The 21,028-nt window shown below is 67.3% G+C and carries 24 protein-coding genes; 9 read left to right on the top strand and 15 right to left on the bottom strand.

Annotated features, from left to right (window positions below; translation table 11 throughout):
• Positions 1-2: 2 nt before the first annotated feature.
• The 5 genes from pdxA to ACSYAO_RS03510 are packed head-to-tail and all read left to right on the top strand — an operon-like array spanning position 3 to position 3,859.
• Complete coding sequence (gene pdxA, locus ACSYAO_RS03530) at positions 3-983, top strand: 4-hydroxythreonine-4-phosphate dehydrogenase PdxA (protein ID WP_049460912.1); 981 nt, start codon at positions 3-5, stop codon at positions 981-983.
• A complete protein-coding gene (rsmA, locus tag ACSYAO_RS03525) occupies positions 980-1,783 on the top strand; it encodes a 16S rRNA (adenine(1518)-N(6)/adenine(1519)-N(6))-dimethyltransferase RsmA (RefSeq protein WP_049460910.1) in 804 nt (267 codons plus the stop codon). Before pdxA ends, rsmA begins: the two co-directional genes overlap by 4 nt.
• Before the next feature lie 13 nt (positions 1,784-1,796).
• Positions 1,797-2,180: a Co2+/Mg2+ efflux protein ApaG gene (gene apaG / locus ACSYAO_RS03520; protein ID WP_005412297.1), complete on the top strand. Its 384-nt coding sequence runs from the start codon at positions 1,797-1,799 to the stop codon at positions 2,178-2,180.
• Between the two features lie 15 nt (positions 2,181-2,195).
• Positions 2,196-3,215: a symmetrical bis(5'-nucleosyl)-tetraphosphatase gene (locus tag ACSYAO_RS03515; RefSeq protein WP_049460908.1), complete on the top strand. Its 1,020-nt coding sequence runs from the start codon at positions 2,196-2,198 to the stop codon at positions 3,213-3,215.
• Complete coding sequence (locus tag ACSYAO_RS03510; RefSeq protein ID WP_032129902.1) at positions 3,212-3,859, top strand: DUF1287 domain-containing protein; 648 nt, start codon at positions 3,212-3,214, stop codon at positions 3,857-3,859. Before ACSYAO_RS03515 ends, ACSYAO_RS03510 begins: the two co-directional genes overlap by 4 nt.
• 89 nt (positions 3,860-3,948) lie before the next feature.
• Here ACSYAO_RS03510 and ACSYAO_RS03505 read toward each other — a convergent pair whose 3' ends face one another.
• The 10 genes from ACSYAO_RS03505 to ACSYAO_RS03460 all read right to left on the bottom strand — a co-directional run bounded on the left by ACSYAO_RS03505 (position 3,949) and on the right by ACSYAO_RS03460 (position 11,851).
• Positions 3,949-4,440 carry a dihydrofolate reductase gene (locus ACSYAO_RS03505; RefSeq protein ID WP_049460906.1) on the bottom strand — a complete coding sequence of 164 codons (492 nt, stop codon included), beginning with the start codon at positions 4,438-4,440 and terminating at the stop codon, positions 3,949-3,951.
• Between the two features lie 13 nt (positions 4,441-4,453).
• On the bottom strand, positions 4,454-5,017 hold the full coding sequence (locus ACSYAO_RS03500; RefSeq protein ID WP_223224670.1) for a hypothetical protein: 564 nt from the start codon (positions 5,015-5,017) through the stop codon (positions 4,454-4,456).
• Positions 5,014-5,808 carry a thymidylate synthase gene (locus ACSYAO_RS03495; RefSeq protein WP_049460905.1) on the bottom strand — a complete coding sequence of 265 codons (795 nt, stop codon included), beginning with the start codon at positions 5,806-5,808 and terminating at the stop codon, positions 5,014-5,016. The genes ACSYAO_RS03500 and ACSYAO_RS03495 overlap by 4 nt, the downstream gene beginning before the upstream one ends.
• A complete protein-coding gene (gene lgt / locus ACSYAO_RS03490) occupies positions 5,805-6,692 on the bottom strand; it encodes a prolipoprotein diacylglyceryl transferase (RefSeq protein WP_049422854.1) in 888 nt (295 codons plus the stop codon). Before lgt ends, ACSYAO_RS03495 begins: the two co-directional genes overlap by 4 nt.
• Before the next feature lie 51 nt (positions 6,693-6,743).
• Positions 6,744-7,238, bottom strand: coding sequence for a TPM domain-containing protein (locus ACSYAO_RS03485; RefSeq protein ID WP_049460903.1), 495 nt, complete (start codon positions 7,236-7,238; stop codon positions 6,744-6,746).
• Positions 7,238-8,125, bottom strand: coding sequence for a TPM domain-containing protein (locus ACSYAO_RS03480; protein ID WP_049460901.1), 888 nt, complete (start codon positions 8,123-8,125; stop codon positions 7,238-7,240). The genes ACSYAO_RS03485 and ACSYAO_RS03480 overlap by 1 nt, the downstream gene beginning before the upstream one ends.
• Positions 8,126-8,128: 3 nt before the next feature.
• Positions 8,129-8,749 (bottom strand): LemA family protein, encoded by a 621-nt coding sequence (locus tag ACSYAO_RS03475; RefSeq protein WP_049460899.1) that lies wholly within the window; start codon positions 8,747-8,749, stop codon positions 8,129-8,131.
• 543 nt (positions 8,750-9,292) lie between these two features.
• Positions 9,293-10,453, bottom strand: a complete 1,161-nt coding sequence (locus ACSYAO_RS03470; RefSeq protein WP_032129923.1) for an MFS transporter — start codon at positions 10,451-10,453, stop codon at positions 9,293-9,295.
• Between the two features lie 220 nt (positions 10,454-10,673).
• The gene (locus ACSYAO_RS03465) at positions 10,674-11,423 is read right to left on the bottom strand and encodes a TerC family protein (protein WP_004144462.1); all 750 of its coding nucleotides are present in this window, start codon (positions 11,421-11,423) and stop codon (positions 10,674-10,676) included.
• A 32-nt stretch (positions 11,424-11,455) separates the two neighbouring features.
• Positions 11,456-11,851: a diacylglycerol kinase gene (locus ACSYAO_RS03460; protein WP_032129924.1), complete on the bottom strand. Its 396-nt coding sequence runs from the start codon at positions 11,849-11,851 to the stop codon at positions 11,456-11,458.
• A gap of 213 nt (positions 11,852-12,064) precedes the next feature.
• Between ACSYAO_RS03460 and ACSYAO_RS03455 the strand changes: the two genes are divergently transcribed.
• The gene (locus tag ACSYAO_RS03455; RefSeq protein WP_049461812.1) at positions 12,065-12,766 is read left to right on the top strand and encodes an SGNH/GDSL hydrolase family protein; all 702 of its coding nucleotides are present in this window, start codon (positions 12,065-12,067) and stop codon (positions 12,764-12,766) included.
• 231 nt (positions 12,767-12,997) lie between these two features.
• Here ACSYAO_RS03455 and ACSYAO_RS03450 read toward each other — a convergent pair whose 3' ends face one another.
• The 3 genes from ACSYAO_RS03450 to ACSYAO_RS03440 all read right to left on the bottom strand — a co-directional run bounded on the left by ACSYAO_RS03450 (position 12,998) and on the right by ACSYAO_RS03440 (position 15,870).
• The gene (locus tag ACSYAO_RS03450; RefSeq protein WP_032129926.1) at positions 12,998-14,269 is read right to left on the bottom strand and encodes a sensor histidine kinase; all 1,272 of its coding nucleotides are present in this window, start codon (positions 14,267-14,269) and stop codon (positions 12,998-13,000) included.
• Between the two features lie 155 nt (positions 14,270-14,424).
• Positions 14,425-15,138 carry a response regulator transcription factor gene (locus ACSYAO_RS03445; protein WP_002811889.1) on the bottom strand — a complete coding sequence of 238 codons (714 nt, stop codon included), beginning with the start codon at positions 15,136-15,138 and terminating at the stop codon, positions 14,425-14,427.
• 87 nt (positions 15,139-15,225) lie between these two features.
• The gene (locus ACSYAO_RS03440; RefSeq protein ID WP_049461574.1) at positions 15,226-15,870 is read right to left on the bottom strand and encodes an arylesterase; all 645 of its coding nucleotides are present in this window, start codon (positions 15,868-15,870) and stop codon (positions 15,226-15,228) included.
• 75 nt (positions 15,871-15,945) lie between these two features.
• On the opposite strand from ACSYAO_RS03440, the gene ACSYAO_RS03435 reads away from it, so the two are divergent.
• The 3 genes from ACSYAO_RS03435 (at position 15,946) to ACSYAO_RS03425 (ending at position 19,700) form a co-directional block, all read left to right on the top strand.
• The gene (locus tag ACSYAO_RS03435; protein ID WP_049461575.1) at positions 15,946-16,593 is read left to right on the top strand and encodes an ABC transporter ATP-binding protein; all 648 of its coding nucleotides are present in this window, start codon (positions 15,946-15,948) and stop codon (positions 16,591-16,593) included.
• The gene (locus ACSYAO_RS03430; RefSeq protein WP_049461576.1) at positions 16,590-19,106 is read left to right on the top strand and encodes an ABC transporter permease; all 2,517 of its coding nucleotides are present in this window, start codon (positions 16,590-16,592) and stop codon (positions 19,104-19,106) included. Before ACSYAO_RS03435 ends, ACSYAO_RS03430 begins: the two co-directional genes overlap by 4 nt.
• A 108-nt stretch (positions 19,107-19,214) precedes the next feature.
• On the top strand, positions 19,215-19,700 hold the full coding sequence (locus tag ACSYAO_RS03425) for a hypothetical protein (protein ID WP_228355089.1): 486 nt from the start codon (positions 19,215-19,217) through the stop codon (positions 19,698-19,700).
• Positions 19,701-19,915: 215 nt separating this feature from the next.
• Here the strand turns inward: ACSYAO_RS03425 and ACSYAO_RS03420 are convergent, their stop codons facing one another.
• Both ACSYAO_RS03420 and ACSYAO_RS03415 read right to left on the bottom strand, forming a co-directional pair.
• Positions 19,916-20,317 (bottom strand): hypothetical protein, encoded by a 402-nt coding sequence (locus ACSYAO_RS03420; protein WP_143048246.1) that lies wholly within the window; start codon positions 20,315-20,317, stop codon positions 19,916-19,918.
• A complete protein-coding gene (locus tag ACSYAO_RS03415) occupies positions 20,304-20,834 on the bottom strand; it encodes a hypothetical protein (RefSeq protein ID WP_049461579.1) in 531 nt (176 codons plus the stop codon). The genes ACSYAO_RS03420 and ACSYAO_RS03415 overlap by 14 nt, the downstream gene beginning before the upstream one ends.
• Positions 20,835-21,028 lie beyond the last annotated feature (194 nt).

The raw sequence follows: 21,028 nt of genomic DNA, 5'->3' as shown, positions 1-21,028 counted from the left end.
CGATGCGCCCCGAGCTCGCTCTGGTACCGGGCGAGCCCGCCGGGATCGGCCCGGAGCTGTGTGTCCGCCTCGTCCAGCAGCCGCGTGAAGATTGCCGGCTGCTGGCCTTCGCCGACCCGGATACCCTGCGCGCGGCCGCGGCCGCGCTGAACCTGCCCCTGCAGCTGTTGCCCGAGGACGCCGAAGCACGCGTCCCCGGCGATCTGCGTGTGCGCGTGGTAGCCAATACCGTGCCCAGCCACTTCGGCCAGGCCAATCCGGCCAACGCCGGCGCCGTCATCGGCGCCCTGCTCGGTGCCGGCCAGGCGTGCCTGTCCGGCGAACTGCACGGCGTAGTCACCGGCCCGGTGCACAAGGCGGTCATCAACGAAGGCGGCATCGCCTACAGCGGCACCACCGAACTGCTGGCCGACCAGGCCGGGGTGAAGGTGGTGATGATGCTGGCCAACCACATCGTGCGCGTGGCCCTGGCCACCACCCACCTGCCACTGCGCGAGGTGGCCGACGCGATCACCGCGCCCGGCCTGGAACACACCCTGCGCACCGTGCACGCTGCGCTGCGCCGCGAATTCGGCCTGCCCGCGCCACGCATCGCCGTGCTCGGCCTGAACCCGCATGCCGGTGAAGACGGTCATCTGGGCCGCGAGGAACTGGACCTGGTCATCCCGCTGCTGCAGCGCCTGCGCGCGGAGGGCATGGACCTGATCGGGCCGCTGCCGGCCGATACCGCCTTCCTGCCGGCCAAGCTGGCAGGCTTCGACAGCGTGCTGGCGATGTACCACGACCAGGGCCTGCCGGTGCTGAAGTATTCGGGCTTCGAGCAGGCGGTGAACCTGACCCTGGGCCTGCCCTACCCGCGCGTGGCGGTGGACCATGGCACCGCGCTGGACCTTGCCGGCCTCGGCATTGCCGATCCTTCCAGCCTGCAGGCGGCAACGACGTTGTGTGCGCAGCTTGCGCGGCAACGTACACTGAGCGCATGAATTCCCCGCATTCCCCCTCCGGCCCGGTGTTCACCGCCCCGGCCAAGAAGCAGCTTGGCCAGCATTTCCTGGCCGACCGCCACTACATCGACAAGATCGTGATGGCGGTCAACCCGAAAGACGGTGACCGCCTGGTCGAGATCGGCCCGGGCCAGGGCGCGATCACCCTGCCGCTGCTGCGCGTGCATCCGAAACTGACGGTGATCGAGTTCGACCGCGACCTGATCGCGCCACTGACCGCCGCCGCCGAGCCGCTGGGCGAGCTGACCATCGTCCACCGCGACGTGCTGCGCGTGGACTTCACCGAGCTGGCTGCCGGCCAGTCGATCCGCCTGGTCGGCAACCTGCCCTACAACATCTCCTCGCCGATCCTGTTCCATGCACTGGAACATGCGGCGGTGATCCGCGACATGCACTTCATGCTGCAGAAGGAAGTGGTCGACCGCATGGCCGCCGGCCCCGGCAGCAAGGTGTACGGCCGGCTCAGCGTGATGCTGCAGGCCTACTGCCAGGTGACCTCGCTGTTCGTGGTGCCGCCGGGCGCGTTCCGGCCGCCGCCGAAGGTCGATTCGGCCGTGGTGCGGCTGGTGCCGCGTGACCCGGCCACGATCAACATCCACGACCACAAGCGTTTCGCCGAGGTGGTCAAGGCCGCCTTCGGGCAGCGCCGCAAGACCCTGCGCAACGCCCTGAACAACGTGGTGTCCGCCGAACAGTTCGTTGCCGCCGGCGTGCGTCCCGATGCCCGCGCCGAACAGCTGGACGTGGCCGAATTCATCGCTTTGGCCAATGCCTCCTGATTACACTGCCGGTATGGAAGACGCTGACGTTTATGCCATCTCCGTCGAAGTCGCACCGCGCTTCCTCGACGATCAATCCGCGCCGGAAGACGGGCGCTATGCGTTCGCCTACACGATCCGCATCCACAACCAGGGGCGTGTTGCCGCGCGCCTGGTCGCACGCCACTGGCGCATCACCGATGCCAACGGCCGCGTCGAGCACGTCGATGGTGACGGGGTGATCGGCGAGCAGCCGCGCCTGCGTCCCGGTGAAGACTTCCATTACACGTCCGGTGTCATGCTGGGGACCGATCACGGGACCATGCAGGGCCACTACGACATGGTCGCCGACGACGGCACCGAATTTGCCGCGCCGGTCGCACCTTTCGTGCTGGCCATCCCGCGTACCCTGCACTGACACGGAGGCCGAACGATGAGTGTGTGGGCGATCGGCGACCTGCAGGGCTGCTATGACGTCACCCAGCGACTGCTGGAGAAGATCCGTTTCGACCCGGCGCAGGACACCCTGTGGTTCTGCGGCGACCTGGTCAACCGCGGTGGCCAGTCACTGGAAACGCTGCGGCTGGTGCATTCGCTGCGCGAGCACAGCGTGGTGGTGCTGGGCAACCATGACCTTTCGCTGCTGGCCGTCGGTGCGCGCACCGAAGAGGAACAGCGCAAGGTCAACCCGGACCTGCTGCGCATCGTGCAGGCCGAGGACCGCGACGAACTGCTGGACTGGCTGCGCCTGCAGAAGCTGGTGCACGTGGACCGCGAGCTGGGCTGGATGATGGTGCACGCCGGCCTGGCGCCGAAGTGGACCACGCAGATGGCCGAGAAGCATGCGGCCGAAGTCGAGGTGCAGCTGCACGGCGCCGGCTACCGCAAGCTGTTCCGCAACATGTACGGCGACAAGCCGAGCTGGGCACCGAACCTGTCCGGCTACGACCGCTCGCGCGCGATCATCAACGTGCTCACCCGCATGCGCTACTGCACCCCGCGCGGGCGCATCGGCATCGAGGACAAGGGCACGCCGGGCACCCAGGAACAGGGGCTGTATCCCTGGTTCGAAGTGCCGGGCCGGGTCGAGCGTGACCTCAAGGTGGTCTGCGGCCACTGGTCGGCGCTGGGCCTGACCATCACCCAGGGCGTGCACGCCATCGACACCGGCGCGGTCTGGGGCGGCAAGCTGACCGCGATCCAGCTCGATACCGATGAACTGCGCGTGGTGCAGGTGCCAGGCCGCGATGTACCGGCACCCGTGCCCAACGCCCGCCCGCCAGCGCGCCCGGCGCGCGAGCGCCCGGCTGCACCGGCGCAGGGCAAGGAACAGGGCGGCGGCAATGCTCCGGCCGCCAACCCGGGCAACCGCGGCCCGCGCCGTCGTCGTCGCCGTGGTGGTGGTGGTGGCTCCGGCGGTCCCAACAACAACAGCACCCCGCCGCAGGCATGACGCGGCACGGCTGGGCACCATGGACGGTGCTGCTGCTGACGCTGGCCCTGGCCAGCGGCTGCCAGCCCGGCTCGCCGACTGCTCCCACGGCTGCGGACAGCGCTGAACGCACACCGACGCCACCACAGGCGCCTTCGCCGCCACTGGTGGCTGCGGCGCGCGCGCAGATCGGCGTCACCACCCGCTACGACCCTGCCTATCAAGTGCTGGCCTATCCCGGCGGCGACGTGCCACTGGATCGCGGCGTGTGCACCGATGTGGTGGTGCGCGCCCTGCGCAGCCAGGGCCTGGACCTGCAGGCACGCGTGCATGAAGACATGCGCGGCAACTTCAGTGCCTATCCGGCGATCTGGGGCCTGTCACGGCCGGACCGCAACATCGATCATCGTCGTGTACCGAACCTGATGCGCTGGTTCGAACGGCAGGGCTGGCAGCAACCGATCACCGCCCTCGCCACCGACTATGCGGCCGGTGACATCGTTGCCTGGAAGCTCAACGGCAACGGCCTGCTGCACGTGGGCATCGTCTCCGACCGGCAGCTGGCCGATGGCACGCCGCTGGTGCTGCACAACATCGCGCGCGGCACCCGCGAAGAGAACCTGCTGTTCCGGCACGCCATCATCGGGCATTACCGGATGCCGTAGGCAATCCTGTAGAGCCGAGCCATGCTCGGCTACGGGATGTGTCCGGCAACAGCAGCCGAGCATGGCTCGGCTCTACAGATGGGCGGCGGTCAACGGCGCACGTAGTGCACGAAGCGGAACGCGTACGCGTGACGTTCGTCGGCCGGATGCGGCTCGCTGCTCACTTCCCGCCAGTCCTGCACGTCCACTTCGGGGAAATGGGTATCGGCGGGGACTTCGGCATCCACCCAGGTCAGGTACAGGTCACTGACCTGGTCCAGCAGCTGGTGGAAGATCTCGCCGCCGCCGATGATGCATAGCTCGCTGGCGCCCTCGCCTTCGGCAATCGCCTTCGCCTCGTCCAGCGACGCCACCGCGCGCATGCCCTCGAACGGCACCTGGCCGCTGCGGGTCAGCACTAGGTTGGTCCGCCCCGGCAGCACGCGGCCGATCGACTCGGCCGTCTTGCGCCCCATCAGGATCGGCTTGCCCAGGGTGAGCGCCTTGAAGTGCTTGAAATCATCCGGCAGGTGCCAGGGCATGGCATTGCCCTGGCCGATGCCACGGTTGCGGTCCAGTGCCACAATCATCGAGAGCTTCATTGCTGCCACCTCCTCAGCTGGCGTCGATCTGCAGGCGTTCGCAGGCAGCGTTCGCGGCACTGGCAGCCTGCAACGCCGCAGCCAGCGCAGGGTTGGACGTGGACCGCTCATCCAGGCCACCGAGGATCTTCTGCTTCTGCGCCTTTTCGATATCCTTCAGGCCCGGTCCTGACAGGATGTCTGCCGACAGCGCAGCGGTGTCGGTGCTGGCACGACGTGCCAGAAATGCCTTCAACTGGTCGCTGGAATAGACGTTGGCCAGCTGCTGCTCGAGCGTGCGCTGATAGACCGGATCCTCGATACCGGCCTTCAGATGCTCGGTCATCGCCGTGTACATCCCGGTTACCGCCTCATGCATCTGCGCCCGGCACCCTTCCGGAACATCCTGGGGCATCATCGTGCTGCCGTTGAATGCCCCGGCGAACGCCTGCACTTCCTCGCGCATGTGCTTGTGCACGATCTGCTCGTTGACCTGCCTGGCCAACGACAGCGCATCGGCCGGTCCGGCCTGCACCATGGCCAGCGGCAGCATGCCGCACAGCGCCAGCAGGCCGCTGGAAATCAGGCGGGTACTCATACCGCCACCGGCGCCTTGATGACCGGGTGCGGATCGTAGCCGTCGATGCGGATGTCGTCGAACTGGAAGCCGAACAGGTCGGTCACCTCCGGGTTCAACCACAGCGTCGGCAGCGCGCGCGGTTCACGCGACAGCTGCTCGCGCGCCTGCTCGAAGTGGTTCGAATACAGGTGCGCATCGCCCAACGTGTGCACGAAGTCACCCACGCCCAGGCCGGTGGCCTGCGCCACCATGTGGGTCAGCAACGCGTAGCTGGCAATGTTGAACGGCACGCCGAGGAAGATGTCGCCGCTGCGCTGGTACAGCTGGCAGCTGAGCTTGCCGTCCACCACGTAGAACTGGAACAGGTTGTGGCACGGCATCAGCGCCATCTGCGAGAGCTCGCCCACGTTCCAGGCGCTGACCACCAGCCGGCGCGAGTCGGGGTTGCGCTTGATCTCGTCCACCAGCCATTGCATCTGGTCGATCTCACCGCCATCGGCGGTAGCCCAGCTACGCCACTGCTTGCCGTAGACCGGGCCGAGGTCGCCGTTCTCGTCGGCCCACTCGTCCCAGATCCGCACCTGGTTGTCCTTCAGGTAGCCGATGTTGGTGTCGCCCTTCAGGAACCACAGCAGCTCGTGGATGATCGAGCGCAGGTGCAGTTTCTTGGTGGTGACCAGCGGGAAGCCTTCGTTGAGGTCGAAGCGCATCTGCCAGCCGAACACGCTGCGGGTGCCGGTGCCGGTGCGATCGCTCTTCTCGGCGCCGTGTTCGAGCACGTGCGAGAGCAGGTCCAGGTAAGCCTTCATGCCTTGCCCTCGGCAGCTACCAGCGGCTGCGGCTGCAGTACCGGCGCGCGGCGCGACATCACCAGCAGCACCAGGCCGAAGGCGATCAGCGGCAGGCTGAGGATCTGGCCACGGGTCAGCCAGTCGAAGGCCACGTAGACGCCGTTGTCGGGCATGCGCACAAACTCCACCGCGAAGCGGAACAGGCCGTACATCAGCGCGAACAGGCCACCGACCAGGTAGCGATGACGCGGCTTGGCCGACACCGTCCACAGCACCACGAACATCACCAGCCCTTCCAGCAACGCTTCATATAGCTGGGAGGGATGGCGTGCGAACTGATTCAGCGCGCCGGTGGCGAACTGCGCCTGCAGCGTCGCATGGTCCAGCTGGTTCAGCGGGGCCGGCAAGCCGGACGGGAACACCACGCCCCAGCTACCGTCGGTGTACTTGCCCCACAGCTCGGCACCGATGAAATTGCCGATACGGCCGAAGCCCAGGCCCAGCGGCACCAGCGGCGCCATGAAGTCCATGGTGTCGAAGAAGTGCAGCTTGTGCTTGCGCGACCACCACCAGCAGGCGGCAATCACGCCCAGCAGGCCGCCGTGGAAACTCATGCCGCCATCCCACACCTTGAACAGCAGCAGCGGGTTGTGCAGGAAATCGCCCAGCGCGTAGAACAGCATGTAGCCGATGCGCCCGCCCAGCACCACGCCGAGCATGGCGTAGAACAGCAGGTCGGAGAAGCCGTTGGCATCGACACCCGGCAGGCGCCCGTCAGCGATGCGCTTGCGGCCCAGCAGCCAGGCCGCAGTGAAGCCGAGCAGGTACATGATGCCGTACCAGTGCACCTTGATCGGCCCCAGCGAGAGGGCGATGGGGTCGATGTCGTGGAAATAGATCATGGAAGGTGCCTTGCGGTTGAACGCCTATTCTCGGGCCAGTGCCGCCCCGGCTCAACCAAGGAACTGGGGCGAGTTCGGCAACGCGTCATCGTTCGACCGCGTCGAGGCCGGAAAGTGCCCTTCGATCAGGCTGGAGACCTCGTCGATGGCATCCTGCAGCGCTTCCACCGGATGGGAACCACGCAGGCCCTCGCGCAGGTGGGTGCAGACCCGCTGCCACTGCGCCGGACTGACCCGGCCCTGCAGACCCCGGTCGGCGACGATCTCGATGGCGTGGTCAGCCAGCAGCAGGTAGATCAGTACACCGTTGTTGTGGGTGGTATCCCAGGTGCGCAGGCGGGCAAAGGCATGCTCGGCGGCCTGGCGCGGGGTCACCCTGTGCCACAGCGCCCCCAGCGGCAGGTCCGCTTCCACCGCGAACATCACCTGCCCACCGTGGCGCTGCTCACCGGCCGCGATGGCCTCGGTGATCGCCTGCAATGTGGCGGGCGGGAACGCGCGCCGTACCGACGGCGAAAACACGTGCCGACATAGACGTTGGATCATCACCAGCCCCCCGAAGCACCGCCACCACCGGAGCGGCCACCACCGCCACCCCAGCCGCCACCACCACCAAATCCACCGCCCCCACCGAAGCCGCCTCCGCCGCCCCAGCTGCCACCGCCCCAGCCGCCGCCACCGGCAAAGCGGCCCGGATGGCCGGAGAGCATGGCCACGATCAGCCCTACGACGCCTGCCAGGCCACTGGCCAGCAGCGTGGACGTGAACAGGAACGCCGCCAGCGCCGCACCGGCACCGCCGAGCAGGCCGCGCAGCGGGCGCGGCACGCGCGAGAACACGCCGCGCAGGATGCTGCCGGCGAACACACCGATGAACAGCGCTAGGAACCAGGTATCGCCACCACTGCTGGGCTCACGCCCGCGATGGCCGCTGACCGGTGCCGGCAGCGTTTCGCCGTCGATCAGCTTGACCAGCACCGCCGTGGCGTCGGTGATGCCACCGGCGTAGTCGCCGCTGCGGAAGCGCGGCACCAGGTATTCCTGGATGACCCGGTTGGCGATGGCATCGGGAATGGCGCCTTCCAGACCGTAGCCCGGCTCGATGCGCACGCGCCGGTCGTCCTTGGCCACCACCAGCAGCACCCCGTCATCCACGCCCTTGCGGCCGATCTGCCACTGGTCGAAGACCCGCGTGGTGTACTGCGCGATGTCCTCCGGCTGGGTGCTGGGCACCACCAGCACCTGCAGCTGGCTGCCCTTGCGCTGCTGCAGGTCAGCCGCCTGCTGCACCAGTGCCTGTTTCTGCGTGGTGTCCAGCGTGCCGGTGGTATCGACCACCGGCGAATCCAGCGCCGGAATCGGCGCCAGCTGCTGCGCCTGCGACGCCAGCGGCAGCCACAGCAGCAGGGCCAGCAGCGCAGTGGCCAGGCGCATGGGTCAGTGACCCGGCTGCGGTGCCGGCTGCTGCTGCGGCGCGTTGCCGAAATCGACCGCCGGCGCGTTGGAGATCTGCGCTTCGTTGTCCACCGTGAAGTTCGGCTTGGTCTTGTAACCGAAGATCTTGGCGGTGATCACCTGCGGGAACGAGCGGATGTAGGTGTTGTAGTCCTGCACCTGCTGGATGTAGCGGCCGCGGGCGACGGTGACCCGGTTCTCGGTACCTTCCAGCTGCGCCTGCAGGTCGCGGAAGTTCTGGTTGGACTTCAGTTCCGGATAGTTCTCGGTGACCACCAGCAGCCGCGACAGCGCGCTGCCAAGTTCGCCCTGGGCCTGCTGGAACTGCTTGAGCGAGGCTTCGTCGTCGGCGTTGACGTTGATCTGGCCGACGCGCGAACGGGCGTTGGTGACTTCGGTCAGCACGCGCTCTTCCTGGCTGGCGAAGCCCTTCACGGTCTGCACCAGGTTGGGCACCAGGTCGGCGCGGCGCTTGTACTGGTTGATGACCTCCGACCAGCTGGCCTTGACCGCTTCATCCTTCTGCTGGATGGCGTTGTAGCCGCAGCCGGAGAGCAGGGAGGCCAACAGCATCAGGGGCAGGACACGGGTGAACAGGCGCATGGCGGAGGTTCCGGGTGGGCTTGGCGCCGAGCATGCCATGGTTCGGGTGAAAGACCGGCCATCGGGCGCCGCCCCCTCCGCGGTGGTTGGCGGGCTCTCTGTGGTTGGCCGGGAGGGTGGGTTGGCTGGGGGGCGCTGCAAGTACGTCCATGTAAGCTCGATCGCCGCATCCATGCGGCTCACGCCCCCAGCCAACCCACCCTCCCGACCAGGGACAATTTCCTGCCACCGCGGGAAAGATCAGAAAAAAGCAAAAGCAAAAGCAAAAGCCGGTTCTTCAGGCATTCGTGTCGACCAAGGTCGACACCTGCCAAAGCAGAACGACGTTCCGACAGACCGCGGGAATCTGTCGAAGGCGGGGTGGGTCCGGTTGAGGGGGCGTGAGCCGCATGGATGCGGCGACCGAGCTTACATGGACGTACTTGCAGCGTCCCCCTCAACCGGACCCACCCCGCCAACCCACGGAATGCAGGCTTTTGCCGTTGACGTTGACGTTGATTCGGCGGGTGCAGGGCTGCAAGCCCTGCCGGAATCCAACACTCCTCAGCAAGCCTCGGCCACCGCAGTGCGCGGACGCCCCAGCCATGCCAGCAGCAACCCCGAGGCCGCCAGCAGGCCACCGGCCACCGGAATCGCGGCGTAGCCCAGGCCCGAACTGATCACCGCACCGCCCAGCGCCGCACCCACGGCATTGCCCAGGTTGAACGCACCGACGTTGATCGACGACGCCAGTCCCGGCGCCTCGCTGGCCGCCTGCATCACTCGGATCTGCAACGGCGGCACGATGGCGAAAGTCGCCGCGCCGAACAGCAGCACGCCCAGCGCCGCCGTGGCGTGATTCATGAAGGCCAGCGGCAGCACGAACATCAACACGGCCAGGACCGCCAGCAGGATGCGGGTGGCGCCATCCAGCGACCAGTCGGCCATGCGCCCGCCGATGCCGTTGCCGAAGGTGAAGCCGATGCCGATCAGCGCCAGCGACATCGCGATGAAGGCGTTGGAGGCACCGGTCAGCTCGGTCAGCACCGGCGCCACGTAGGTGTAGAGGGTGAACATCGCGCCGGCGCCAAGCACGGTGGTAGCCATCGCCAGCAGCACCTGCGGCTGCAGGATCGCTCTCAGTTCGCGGCGCACGTCCGGGCGCGGCCCCGGCGCGGATGCCGGCAGTGCGAGGCCGAGCGCGGTGATCGCGACCAGGCCCAGCACCGCAGTACCGGCGAAGGACAGGCGCCAGCCGAGCTGCTGGCCCACCCAGGTGGCCAACGGCACACCGCCGATGTTGGCGATGGTCAGGCCCATGAACATGGTGGCCACGGCGGCAGCCTGCTTGTCCTTCGGCACCAGGCTGGCGGCAACCACCGCACCGATGCCGAAGAAGGCACCGTGATTGAGGCTGGTGACCAGACGCGACAGCAACAGCAGGCCGTAGTTCGGGGCCAGTGCCGAGAGCAGGTTGCCGACCACGAAGATCGACATCAGCAGCATCAGCGCGGTGCGCTTGCCAAACCGTCCCATCAGCAGGGTCATCACCGGCGCGCCCAGCATCACGCCCACGGCATAGGCGGTGATCAGCATGCCGGCGGTTGGAATGTTCACGCCGACGCCGTCGGCAATGACAGGCAGCAGGCCCATCGGCGCGAATTCAGTGGTGCCGATGGCGAAGGCGCCGACGGCAAGGGCCAACAAGGCGGCTCTGGAGTTCATGGGGTCATCCTGCGTGGGGCAGGTCCTGGAAAAGAGCGCGTAGCCTGCGCGCTTTGTCGGCCCGGATTAAGCCTCGCCCCGGGAAAACACTGTTGACCCCAATTCACAGCTGGCGGGAACCTCCCCGCCGGGCATGGCCCGGCGAGCCCAATGGGTCCCATAACGCAGAACCCCCGGCGCTGGCCGGGGGTTCTGGGACACACATTTGCCTGTGATCTGCTTACCAGTCGCCAGCACCCGGCACGTGGTGATCGCGTGCGCGGCGGCGCATCAGCAGGTTCAGCCATTCCACCAGCACCGAGAAACCCATGGCCGCATAGATGTAGGGCTTGGGCACGTGCACGTCCAGGCCATCCAGGATCAGCACCGCACCGATCAGCAGGATGAAGGCCAGTGCCAGCATCTTCACGGTCGGGTTTGCGTCGATGAAGCGGCCCAGCGGGTTGGCGGCCAGCAGCATCACCAGCACCGACAGCAGGATGGCGGCGACCATCACCGGGATGTGATCGGCGATGCCGACGGCGGTGATCACCGAGTCCAGCGAGAACACGATGTCGATGATGGCGATCTGCAGGATGACCATGCCGAATACACCCGAGGCCTTGCTGGTGGCCGGGTTCTCGTCTTCGCCACCGGTGATCAGCTCCTTGATCTCCATGTAGCCCTTGATGATCAGGAACAGGCCACCGACGATCAGCACCAGGTCGCGGATGGAGATGCCCATACCAGCCACGGTGAACAGGTTGGCGGACATGTGCGCCAGATAGGCCAGCGACACCAGCAGGGCGATGCGGGTGATGCAGGCCACGGCGATGCCGAGCTTGCGCGCGAACGGGCGACGCTCTTCCGGCAGCTTGCTGACCGCGATGGAAATGAACACCAGGTTGTCGATGCCGAGCACGATTTCCAGTGCGCTCAGGGTGAACAGGGTCACCCAGGCATTGGGGTCGGCGAGGAACTCAAAGGACATGGAAACTCTTCAGGGCAGTGGGGGAATGGGGATCAGCCGTAATTGCCGGCCATTGCATGCGGGACCACGACCAGCGCCCAGCACAGAAGCACGTTCATCATCAGCACGAACACTGCCGCCGAACCCATGTCCTTGGCGCGGCCGGCCAGCTCGTGGATCTCGCTGCCGTAACGTTCGATCACCGCCTCGATGGCCGAGTTGGCCAGTTCCATCGCCAGCACCAGCAGCATCGAGCCGATCAGCAGCGCACGCTCGACCGGGGTCTGGCCCAACCAGACCGCGACCGGGGTCAGCAGGATCAGCAGGTAGACCTCCAGCCGGAACGAGGACTCATGCAGCCAGGCGGCGCGCAGGCCCTGCCAGGACCAGCGCGCGGCCTGGAAGATGCGGCGCGGGCCGCGGGGCAGATGGCCGAACTGATCAGCCACGGGTGGAACATCCAGCAACAGGGGCGCGGCGCAGCGACCGCTCAGACGCACGGCAGGGAATCATGGGTGCACAGGGATAGGCAGATGGCCGCCATTTTGCCACAAGGCCGCCAGCCGCATCCCGGCACCGGCCCGGTGAATGGACTGCCAGGGGCAAGCCCCGGCCCGCCCCAGCTTCTATGATGGCTTTCCCCTTCCCTGCTGGAGCGCCTGATGTCCCGTCGCCGTACCTGCCTGCTGATGCTGGGCCTGCTGACCGCCGCCCCCCTGGCCCAGGCGCTGAGCCCGGCCAAGCCGCCGCGCGTGCCCGAGCAGGTCTCCAACGTGGCCTGGGCCGGCGACATGGCCCACTTCGCCAGCGCCGACCAGGCCAGCCCGCCGCCGCGTGGTGGCATCGAGTTCATCGGCAGCTCCTCGATTCGCTTCTGGGAGAGCCTGGCCACCGACTTCCCCGGCCAGCCGGTGTTCAACCGCGGCTTCGGCGGCTCGGAAGTCCGCGACAGCACCTGGTACGCCGGCCGCATCGTGGTGCCGTATGCGCCATGCAAGGTGTTCTTCTACGCCGGCGACAACGACCTCAACAGCGGCCGCAGCGCCGTGCAGGTGCGCGACGATGTGGTTGCCTTCGTGCAGCGCGTGCATCGCGACCTGCCGAAGACGAAGGTGGAGTACCTGTCGATCAAGCCAAGCCCGTCGCGCGCGCACCTGCTGCCGGCGATCAACGAGGCCAACACGCTGATCAAGGCCGCGCTGGCCAAGCTGCCCAATACCGGCTTCACCGACGTCTACACGCCGATGCTGGGCGCCGACGGCCAGCCGGATGCGTCGCTGTTCCGCGAGGACATGCTGCACATGACCCCGGCCGGCTATGCGATCTGGACCAAGGCGCTGGCGCCGAAGGTGAAGTGCAACTGAGCAACCCCATCCACGCATGGCGTGGATCTACTGCGGATCGCGGGAAACTGTCGAAGGCGGGGCGGTGTGGGTTTGCAGGACCGTTGGCGCCATGGATGGCGCCATCGAGCCCCCATGGACGGGTTTACGGCGTGTCCTGCAAACCCACACCGCCCCGCCATTTCACGGAATGCCCGCTTTTGATGTTGATGTCGCCTCGGCGGGTGCCGGGCGCAGCCCGGCAAAAGCCCTCTACCGGAAGATCACCGTGGCCTCGGTGCCCTGACCCGGCTCGCTGGCCAGGCTGACCTTCCAGCCAAAGCGATCGCACAGCCGGCGCACGATCGACAGGCCCAGGCCGGTGCCCTGCGGGCGGCTCGGCTCGGCGCGGTAGAACGGCTCGAAGGCCCGCGACAGTGCGTCGGCCGACATGCCGATACCGGTATCGCGCACCACAACCCGATCGTTGTGCACATGCACGTCGATGCGCCCCTCATCGGTGTAACTGCACGCGTTGCGCACCAGGTTGCTGACCACCACCTGCAGCACCCGCGGCGGCGCATGCAGCTGCACCGGGCCATCGCTGTGCAGATGCACCGACACCGGGCGCGTACCCAGCAGTTCGTTGGCGTTGTCCACTTCGTAGCGGACGATGTCATTGACGTCGAACAGCTCGACCTGGGGTTCGACGTCGGCCTCGCGGGCCAGGATCAGGAAGGCATCGATCACCGCCTCCATGTCACGGCCGGCACGCTGGATGCGCTGCAGGCTGCGGCGCAGGCGCGGCTCCAGGCTGTCATCGCCCAGCGCCATGTCGCTGGCCACGCGGATGACGGTCAGCGGTGTGCGCAGTTCATGGCTGGCATCGCGGGTGAAATTGCGCTCGCGCGCCACGTGCGCGCTGACCCGGTTGGCCAGCGAATGCAGTGCGGCCGCCAGCTGGCGGGTCTCGCCCTGCATGTCCGCCGGCAGCTTGTTCGGCTCCAGGTCGGCCGCCTCCGGGTGGCCCGGGTCCCAGCGCGAGACGCGCCGCGCCAGCCAGTTCACCGGCGATACCAGGCGCTTGGACGCACGATAGGTGACCCAACTGGCGCCATACACCGCCAGCAGGGTCAGCAGCACCGGCACGATGCCGAACCAGAACGCCAGCATCTCCGCACGCGAACGCAGGAATACCAGGTAGAGGCGGCCGGCCGGGCGCACATCGACCAGCACCAGCTGGTCGTCCTTGGGCAGTTCGTGGAAGCCGGGCTCCAGGTTGCGCAGATTGGCCGGCAACGACAGGGCCGACTGCCCGCTTTCCAGCAGGTAGCCACGGATGTTCTGGGTGTTGGGTGGCGGCTGCACCGGCGAGGCCTCGTGCAGCGTCCAGAAGTACGCCGCCTCCTCGCGCAGGGCGGCGCCGACCAGGCTGTGCTTGATCACCAGCGAAACCAGCCACGCACCGAGCAGGATGCCCAGGCTGGCCAGCACTGCCTGCAGGATGAAAGCGATACGGATCTTGCGCGGCAGGCCGTGCGGCATTGCGGGGTCCCGGTCAGAGCGCTGCGATTATAGGCAGCGCACCGCGCCGTTGGGATGCACGGGCGATGACCGGCGGCACTGCCGGACGGTCATCCCCTGCCCTTGTGCCTGGCCGCAGCCCGGCCCGGCCTGCGGCTGCACCGGCGCGGGCCTGCTCAGGCCATCGGCTGGGCGATGTCGGCAATGCGGTAGCCGGCACTCTGCACGGTATGCAGCAGCGGACGGTCGAACGGCTTGTCGATGATCTTGCGCAGGTTGTACAGGTGGCTGCGCAGGGTGTCCGAATCCGGCAGGCCGTTGCCCCAGATCTCGCGTTCGATCTCCTGGCGGGTGACCACGCGCGGCGATTCGCGCATCAGGATGGTCAGCAGGCGCAGGCCGATCGGCGACAGCTGCAGCTCGGTACCGGCACGGGTGGCACGCATGCTGACCGGATCGAGCACCAGGTCGGCGACCTTCAGCACTTCCGAACCGACCTGGCGACGCTCGCGGCGGATCAGCGCGCGCAGGCGGGCTTCCAGCTCCTGGATCGCGAACGGCTTGGTCAGGTAGTCATCGGCGCCGAAACCGAGGCCGGTGAGCTTGTCGTCCAGCGTGTCGCGTGCCGTGAGCATCAGCACCGGGGTGGACTTGCGCGCATCGTTGCGCAGGCGACGGCACACTTCGATGCCATCCAGGCGCGGCAACATCAAGTCGAGCACCACGACGTCATAGCTGTTCTCCGCCGCAAGGCGGTAGCCATCCAGGCCGTCCTGTGCATAGTCGACTTCGAAGCCGCGACCTTCCAGGTATTCCCCGATCATCTCGGAGATGTTGCGGTTGTCTTCGACCACCAGCACCAAGCCGGAGGTCTCCTTCGTCTGACGCATGTGATTCCCTCTAACTTCAGCTTTGTGAAACATGCCGGATCGACGGTGGACGCGATGTGAAGTTCCGTCAAGAGGTAAACAAACGGTTCAGAGCAGCGGTCTGAGCAGCGGCCAGACGTTGTCCAGCACCTTCGGCTGCGCCTGTGCGGTCGGGTGCAGGCCGTCGGCCTGCATCATGCCCGGCTGCAGGGCCACGCCCTCCAGCAGGAAGGGCAGCAGCGGCAACTTGTACTGCGTGGCCAGCGCCTTGTAGGCCGCCGCAAGGCGCTGGCGATAGGCTGGCCCGTAATTGGGCGGCACGTCGATGCCCAGCAGCAGCACCTTGGCACCGGCCTTCTGGCTGGCCTGCACCATCTTTTCCAGGTTGCCCTGCACCTGCGCCGGGGTCAGCCCGCGCAGTGCGTCATTGCCGCCGAGGGCAATCACCACCACGGTCGGCTTTTCCTTCGCCAGCAGGCCGGGCAGGCGGGTCAGCGCGCCAGCGGTGGTCTCCCCGCTCATGCTGGCGTTGACGATGCGCGCCGGCGTTTTCGACTGCTGCGTGACCCGCTGCTGCAGCAGGCTCACCCAGCCGGCGTCGGCAGGGATATTGTGGGCAGCACTGAGGCTGTCGCCGAGCACCAGCACGGTGCCAGCCGGACCTTTGGCACACGCCAGCCCGGGCAGCAGCAGGAACCCTAGCAGCAGCACCATCATCACGCCGGCTCGCCGGCTCCATCCCGTCTTGCGCATTGGAGTCTCCTCATCGACAGCCTGTCCCCCCGCAGCGCGTCCGTTGCCATCGCCGTCGACCGGGTCGGCAAATCCGTGCAGGGCCCGGAGGGTGAAGTCCACATACTGGACAACATCACCCTGACCGTCCATGAAGGGACCAGCGCGGCCATCGTCGGCGCCTCCGGTTCCGGCAAGACCACCCTGCTCGGCCTGCTGGCCGGGCTGGACCTGCCCAGCCGCGGCCGCATCGCGCTGGCCGGCCAGGACCTGGCGGCGCTGGACGAGGAGGCCCGCGCCCAGCTGCGCGCGCGTGAAGTCGGCTTCGTGTTCCAGAGCTTCCATCTGCTGCCGGCACTGACCGCCGCCGAGAATGTCGCGCTGCCGCTGGAACTGGCCGGGCGCGAAGACCGGGCGCGGGTCGAAGAAGTGCTGGCCCAGGTCGGCCTGGCCCATCGCGCCCGCCACTATCCGCGCCAGTTGTCGGGCGGCGAGCAGCAGCGCGTGGCACTGGCACGTGCCTTCGTCACCCGCCCGCGCATTCTGTTCGCCGACGAACCGACCGGCTCGCTGGACCACGCCACCGGCCAGCACATCAGCGACCTGCTGTTCGAACTCAACGCCGGCAGCGGCACCACCCTGGTGCTGGTCACTCACGACCTGCGCCTGGCCCAGCGTTGCCAGTACATCCACCGCATCGACGACGGCCGCCTGCTGCCGGTCGAGCGTGGGGCGCAGGCATGAACCTGCTGCAACACGCGTGGCGCGCGCTGCGCCGCGAGGCGCTGGCCGGCGACCTGCTGACCGTGTTCGCCGCGCTGGTGCTGGGCGTGGCGGTGATGACCGCAGTCGGCACGCTGGTGAACCGGGTCAACCTGGCACTGACCGGCAGCGCAGCGGAAATGCTAGGCGGCGACCTCGGCATCGCCGGGCGCGATGACCCGCCGCAGGCGTTCGCCGACGAGGCGCAGCGGCGCGGACTGGCCTACACCCGTATCGCCAGCTTCGGCAGCGTGCTCTTCAACGGTGATGCCAGCCAGATGGCCAGCATCAAGGCGGTGCAGGCGGGCTATCCGCTGCGTGGCACGCTGCGGGTGCGGGCCACGCCCGGGGGCGCCCTGATCGACAACGCCGGCATGCCGGCCAAAGGCCAGGCCTATGCCGACCCACGCCTTCTCCAGGGGCTGGGACTGAAGGCCGGTGACGACCTTGAATTCGGCGCTGGCACGCTGCGCATCGCCGGCATCATCGAGGCCGAGCCGGATACCGGCGGCGACCTGCTTACGCTTTCCCCCACCCTGCTGGTCAACCGCGCCGATGTGGAAGGCACCGGCCTGCTCGGTCCGGGTAGCCGCATCAACTACCGGCTGATGTTCGCCGGAGCAGCAGAACCGATCGCGGCACTTCGGCAATGGCTGCTGCCGCAGGTGAAGGGCCTGCGCCTGCTGAGTGTGGACGACACCCAGCGTGGCGTGCGCCAGGCGTTCGACCTGGCCGGGCGCTTCCTCGGCCTCAGCGCGCTGCTGGCGGTATTGCTGGCCGGTGTTGCCACGGCGCTGGCGGCGAACCGCTTCGCCCTGCGCCGCATCGACCAGGTGGCGATCCTGCGCTGCCTGGGCGCGCGCCAGCGCGACATCCTGTCCGGTCTGGCACTGCAGCTGCTGATGCTGGCGGTGCCGGCCTGCGCACTCGGCATCGGCCTGGGCATGGCGGCGCAGGAAGGCCTGGTGCAGGTGCTGGGCAGCCTGGTGCCGCAGCGCCTGCCGCTGCCCGAGGCAATGCCTGCGCTGACCGGTGCCGGCATCGGGCTGTTGCTGCTGTTCGGCTTCGGCCTGCCGCCGCTGCTGCGCCTGCGCGGGGTGCCGCCGATGCGGGTGCTCAACCGTTCCTTCGCCGCCCTGCCGCCGGCCTCGCTGCTGGCCTACGTGGCTGCCCTGGCGGCCAGCCTGCTGCTGGCGGTGCAGGTCACCGGTGATCTCAAGCTGGCGCTGTGGGTGCTGGGCGGGTTGGCCGCGCTGGCGGTGGCGGCCGGCGTGGTCGGCTTCGTGCTGCTGCAGCTGCTGCGCGGCCTGCAGCACCGCCTGCATGGCCACTGGCGGCTGGGACTGGCCGCGCTGACCCGGCGCCGGATGCTGGCGGTGATGCAGCTGGTGGGGCTGTCGCTGTCGCTGTGCGCGCTGTTGCTGCTGGCGGTGACCGGCCCCGGCCTGCTGCAGCAGTGGCGCGAGCGACTGCCCGCGGATACGCCGAACTACTTCCTGATCAACATCCAGCCCGAACAGCGCGACAGCGTGCTGGCCGCACTGCGTGGACTGGGCGCCAACGACGCCAGCATCGAACCGATGGCCACTGGCCGCCTGATCGCGATCAACGGCAAGCCGCCGCTGCGCGTGGACCGCTCGCCTGAGCAGAACGGGCAGCCGGCACAGGGCGAAGGCCAGCGCGATGACGACGACGAGAACCGGCCGTTGAACTTCAGCTGGCGCAGCAGCTTCCCGCCGGCCAACACACTGGTCAACGGCACCTTCTGGAAGGCAGACAGCACCGCCGCCGAAGCCTCGGTGGAAATCGGCTGGGCCAAGCGCTACGGCGTGCATCCCGGCGACCGCATCACCATTGCGGTGGGCGAGCAGGAACGCGAGTTCACTGTCACCAGCGTGCGCAAGGCCGACTGGAACACTTTCCGTCCGAACTTCTTCGTGCTGCTGAACCCGAATGCGGTGGGCGATACGCCACACAACCTGCTGTCGGCATTCCATCTACCGGCCGGCAAGGCCGCCGGACTGGGCGAGCTGGTACGCGCGCAGCCGAACCTGTCGTTGCTGGACGTGGATGCGGTGATCTCGCAGGTGCGCGATGTGATGGAACGGGTGGCACAGGCGGTGCAGCTGGTGATGGTGTTCAGTCTGCTGGCCGGCGTGCTGGTACTGCTGGCCGCGCTGCAGGCCACGGCGGGCGAACGGCGCTACGACAGCGCGGTGCTGCGCACGCTGGGCGCGACCCGTCGCCAGCTGCGTGGCGCGGTGCTGGTGGAATTCGGTACGCTGGGCACGCTGGCCGCGTTGCTGGCGGTGGGCGCGGCCGCTGCGATCGGCGTGGCGGTCTCGCAGAAGGTGTTCGAACTGCCGTTGCTGCCGCCGTGGCCGGGCCTGCTGATCGGCGGCGTGGTCGGCATCGGCTTGAGCCTGCTGGCAGGCTGGTGGGGTACGCGCGCGATCCTGCATACGCCACCGGCACTGGCCCTGCGCGAAGCCTGACGCGATCGTGACACGCTCGGGGGGGCGCTATGCTGCGCGCCCCACCCGATCAGATCGTCCGGAAGCGCGGAACGTTGCTCCCGCGCTCCCGAGGTTCAAGGAATGAAGATGAAATACAGCCTCTGTCTGCGCATCCTTCTGGCCAGTTCCCCGCTGCTCACCGCGGTGCTACCCGCAGGCGCCCGCGCGGCGGAGGGCTATGTTCCTGACGCGGTGCAGGCCTTCGTGCTGGAAACGGTGCTGGCTGATGAAGCGCAAGCCTTCCTCGAGGGCCACCCGACCTATCTGGTTCCGGCCAGCGTGTCACGCACGCGCAGCGATGCCGGCGTGGTGGCCGACCTGCGTGCTGAGTTCGACCGGTTCTACCGGGGCCAACCGAAGCCGAGAAAGGAAGTGGCGCACATGGCGATCCTCGTCGCACAGACCGCGCTGCTGCTGCCGGACCGTAGCGCCTGCAGCACGGATCGAGTGCGTTGCCACCAAGCTGTCATGGGCGTCCGCACCCGCGATGACGAGGCCAGCCTGCAGGCCACCTTGCGTGCGTTCCAGGACGCCGGGCTGGACCTGACCACCTTGGGCGAGAAGGCGTCTTGAGTGCACCGCATCCACGCATGGCGTGGATGCAGCGTGCGATCACCGATGGAGAGCGTGCCGAGCAAGCTCGGCACCTACCAGGAGCAGATATCCGGCACGGCACATCCACATCACGCGTGGATGCGGTGTGCGATCACCGGCGAAGAGCCTACCAAGCAAGCTCGGCACCTACCGGAAGCAGGGGTTGGTAGATCCACGCCATGCGTGGATGCGGCTCACAACGCCTGCTGCTTTGCCCAAGCCACGGTCGTATCCATCGCACGCTGCATTCCCGAAAGCGCTGTGAACACGCAGAGCTCGTCCTTGGCATTGTCATCCCCTACCCGGTTGTGGACTTCGGTGTAGTCCGGAGGGCTTTCGAAAATGACGATACGGACGATGTTGCCGCTGATCAGATGCTTGGCGGAGAAAATGGGGTTGGCTTCGCGGTCTTTCGTACCATCGACGAAGAACACGTTGTAATGCGGGCTGCGGAAGTCTTCAGCACGCAGATTGGCCGTCTGGATGCCGGCCGTGAACGCGTCGAGGAAATGCTGTTCGAGACGATCATGAACTGCGGATCGGACAGGTACGTTTCGAACAACTGGCGCTCTTCCACGAGCATCAGCGAACCTCATTTTCGAGCAATGGAATCGCAAGGACACGAACCACGTCGTGACCTGGAGGACCATCAGTGCGGCTCTCGCAGAAGCGAAATCCAGCGAGCATGCCAGCATCTTCGAACACGGAGCGCACGATGTCGATTTCAGCCGAAGCCGCCCTGTCGGATTCGTGCCGACGGTGGCTCCCGAACGCAACCCCTTCGGGGCCTGGATAATAGAAGACGCTTGGAAGCAGGATGCCCTCTTGCGCGTGCAGCTCGAAGTCGGTGAAGCTCAATGCGAGGAACATCTTCGCATCGGCTGAATCACGTGCACGACCGGAAATGCGGACTGTTGAAAGCACGTGACTGCAGAGACTGAGCAGATAGGCCGAGGTCCATCGAGGCCCAAGGCGCTCCAGCACTCCATCAATCCGACTCAAGCGCGAGACAAGTTCCACCTCCTCGAAGTCGTCGATTTCGAGATGGAAACTGTCGATGTCGTCACAGGCTTCGCCGGACAACAGTTGACTACAGAGGTCGGAGAGCTTCATCGGTGGGATGATCAAGGGCGGCGTGGGCAGCCACCCTATCGCACACCCAACCTCCGAGCGGAGGTTTCGAGAGAATGTGGCGAATTACGTCAAAGCGATACGCATCAGGCGCCATGTAACGCGACCCCGAGCATGGATGCCACGTGCAATCGCCGGCGAAGAGCGTGCCGAGCAAGCTCGGCACCTACCAGAAG

This window comes from Stenotrophomonas sp. STK16_22 (assembly GCF_051984505.1).
GTDB lineage: Bacteria > Pseudomonadota > Gammaproteobacteria > Xanthomonadales > Xanthomonadaceae > Stenotrophomonas > Stenotrophomonas maltophilia_A.
This window is presented reverse-complemented; position numbering and strand designations above follow the sequence as displayed.

What these genes read in the sequence shown, in the direction of transcription:
- rsmA (WP_049460910.1), top strand. Translation starts at nt 980, where the DNA reads ATGAATTCCCCGCATTCCCCCTCCGGCCCGGTGTTCACCGCCCCGGCC.
- ACSYAO_RS03480 (WP_049460901.1), bottom strand. Translation starts at nt 8,125, where the DNA reads ATGCGCCTGGCCACTGCGCTGCTGGCCCTGCTGCTGTGGCTGCCGCTG.
- ACSYAO_RS03500 (WP_223224670.1), bottom strand. Translation starts at nt 5,017, where the DNA reads ATGAGTACCCGCCTGATTTCCAGCGGCCTGCTGGCGCTGTGCGGCATG.
- ACSYAO_RS03430 (WP_049461576.1), top strand. Translation starts at nt 16,590, where the DNA reads ATGAACCTGCTGCAACACGCGTGGCGCGCGCTGCGCCGCGAGGCGCTG.
- lgt (WP_049422854.1), bottom strand. Translation starts at nt 6,692, where the DNA reads ATGATCTATTTCCACGACATCGACCCCATCGCCCTCTCGCTGGGGCCG.
- ACSYAO_RS03485 (WP_049460903.1), bottom strand. Translation starts at nt 7,238, where the DNA reads ATGATCCAACGTCTATGTCGGCACGTGTTTTCGCCGTCGGTACGGCGC.
- ACSYAO_RS03515 (WP_049460908.1), top strand. Translation starts at nt 2,196, where the DNA reads ATGAGTGTGTGGGCGATCGGCGACCTGCAGGGCTGCTATGACGTCACC.
- ACSYAO_RS03425 (WP_228355089.1), top strand. Translation starts at nt 19,215, where the DNA reads ATGAAATACAGCCTCTGTCTGCGCATCCTTCTGGCCAGTTCCCCGCTG.
- ACSYAO_RS03470 (WP_032129923.1), bottom strand. Translation starts at nt 10,453, where the DNA reads ATGAACTCCAGAGCCGCCTTGTTGGCCCTTGCCGTCGGCGCCTTCGCC.
- ACSYAO_RS03510 (WP_032129902.1), top strand. Translation starts at nt 3,212, where the DNA reads ATGACGCGGCACGGCTGGGCACCATGGACGGTGCTGCTGCTGACGCTG.
- ACSYAO_RS03465 (WP_004144462.1), bottom strand. Translation starts at nt 11,423, where the DNA reads ATGTCCTTTGAGTTCCTCGCCGACCCCAATGCCTGGGTGACCCTGTTC.
- ACSYAO_RS03455 (WP_049461812.1), top strand. Translation starts at nt 12,065, where the DNA reads ATGTCCCGTCGCCGTACCTGCCTGCTGATGCTGGGCCTGCTGACCGCC.
- ACSYAO_RS03440 (WP_049461574.1), bottom strand. Translation starts at nt 15,870, where the DNA reads ATGCGCAAGACGGGATGGAGCCGGCGAGCCGGCGTGATGATGGTGCTG.
- ACSYAO_RS03505 (WP_049460906.1), bottom strand. Translation starts at nt 4,440, where the DNA reads ATGAAGCTCTCGATGATTGTGGCACTGGACCGCAACCGTGGCATCGGC.
- ACSYAO_RS03450 (WP_032129926.1), bottom strand. Translation starts at nt 14,269, where the DNA reads ATGCCGCACGGCCTGCCGCGCAAGATCCGTATCGCTTTCATCCTGCAG.
- ACSYAO_RS03420 (WP_143048246.1), bottom strand. Translation starts at nt 20,317, where the DNA reads ATGAGGTTCGCTGATGCTCGTGGAAGAGCGCCAGTTGTTCGAAACGTA.
- ACSYAO_RS03475 (WP_049460899.1), bottom strand. Translation starts at nt 8,749, where the DNA reads ATGCGCCTGTTCACCCGTGTCCTGCCCCTGATGCTGTTGGCCTCCCTG.
- pdxA (WP_049460912.1), top strand. Translation starts at nt 3, where the DNA reads ATGCGCCCCGAGCTCGCTCTGGTACCGGGCGAGCCCGCCGGGATCGGC.
- ACSYAO_RS03415 (WP_049461579.1), bottom strand. Translation starts at nt 20,834, where the DNA reads ATGAAGCTCTCCGACCTCTGTAGTCAACTGTTGTCCGGCGAAGCCTGT.
- ACSYAO_RS03445 (WP_002811889.1), bottom strand. Translation starts at nt 15,138, where the DNA reads ATGCGTCAGACGAAGGAGACCTCCGGCTTGGTGCTGGTGGTCGAAGAC.
- apaG (WP_005412297.1), top strand. Translation starts at nt 1,797, where the DNA reads ATGGAAGACGCTGACGTTTATGCCATCTCCGTCGAAGTCGCACCGCGC.
- ACSYAO_RS03495 (WP_049460905.1), bottom strand. Translation starts at nt 5,808, where the DNA reads ATGAAGGCTTACCTGGACCTGCTCTCGCACGTGCTCGAACACGGCGCC.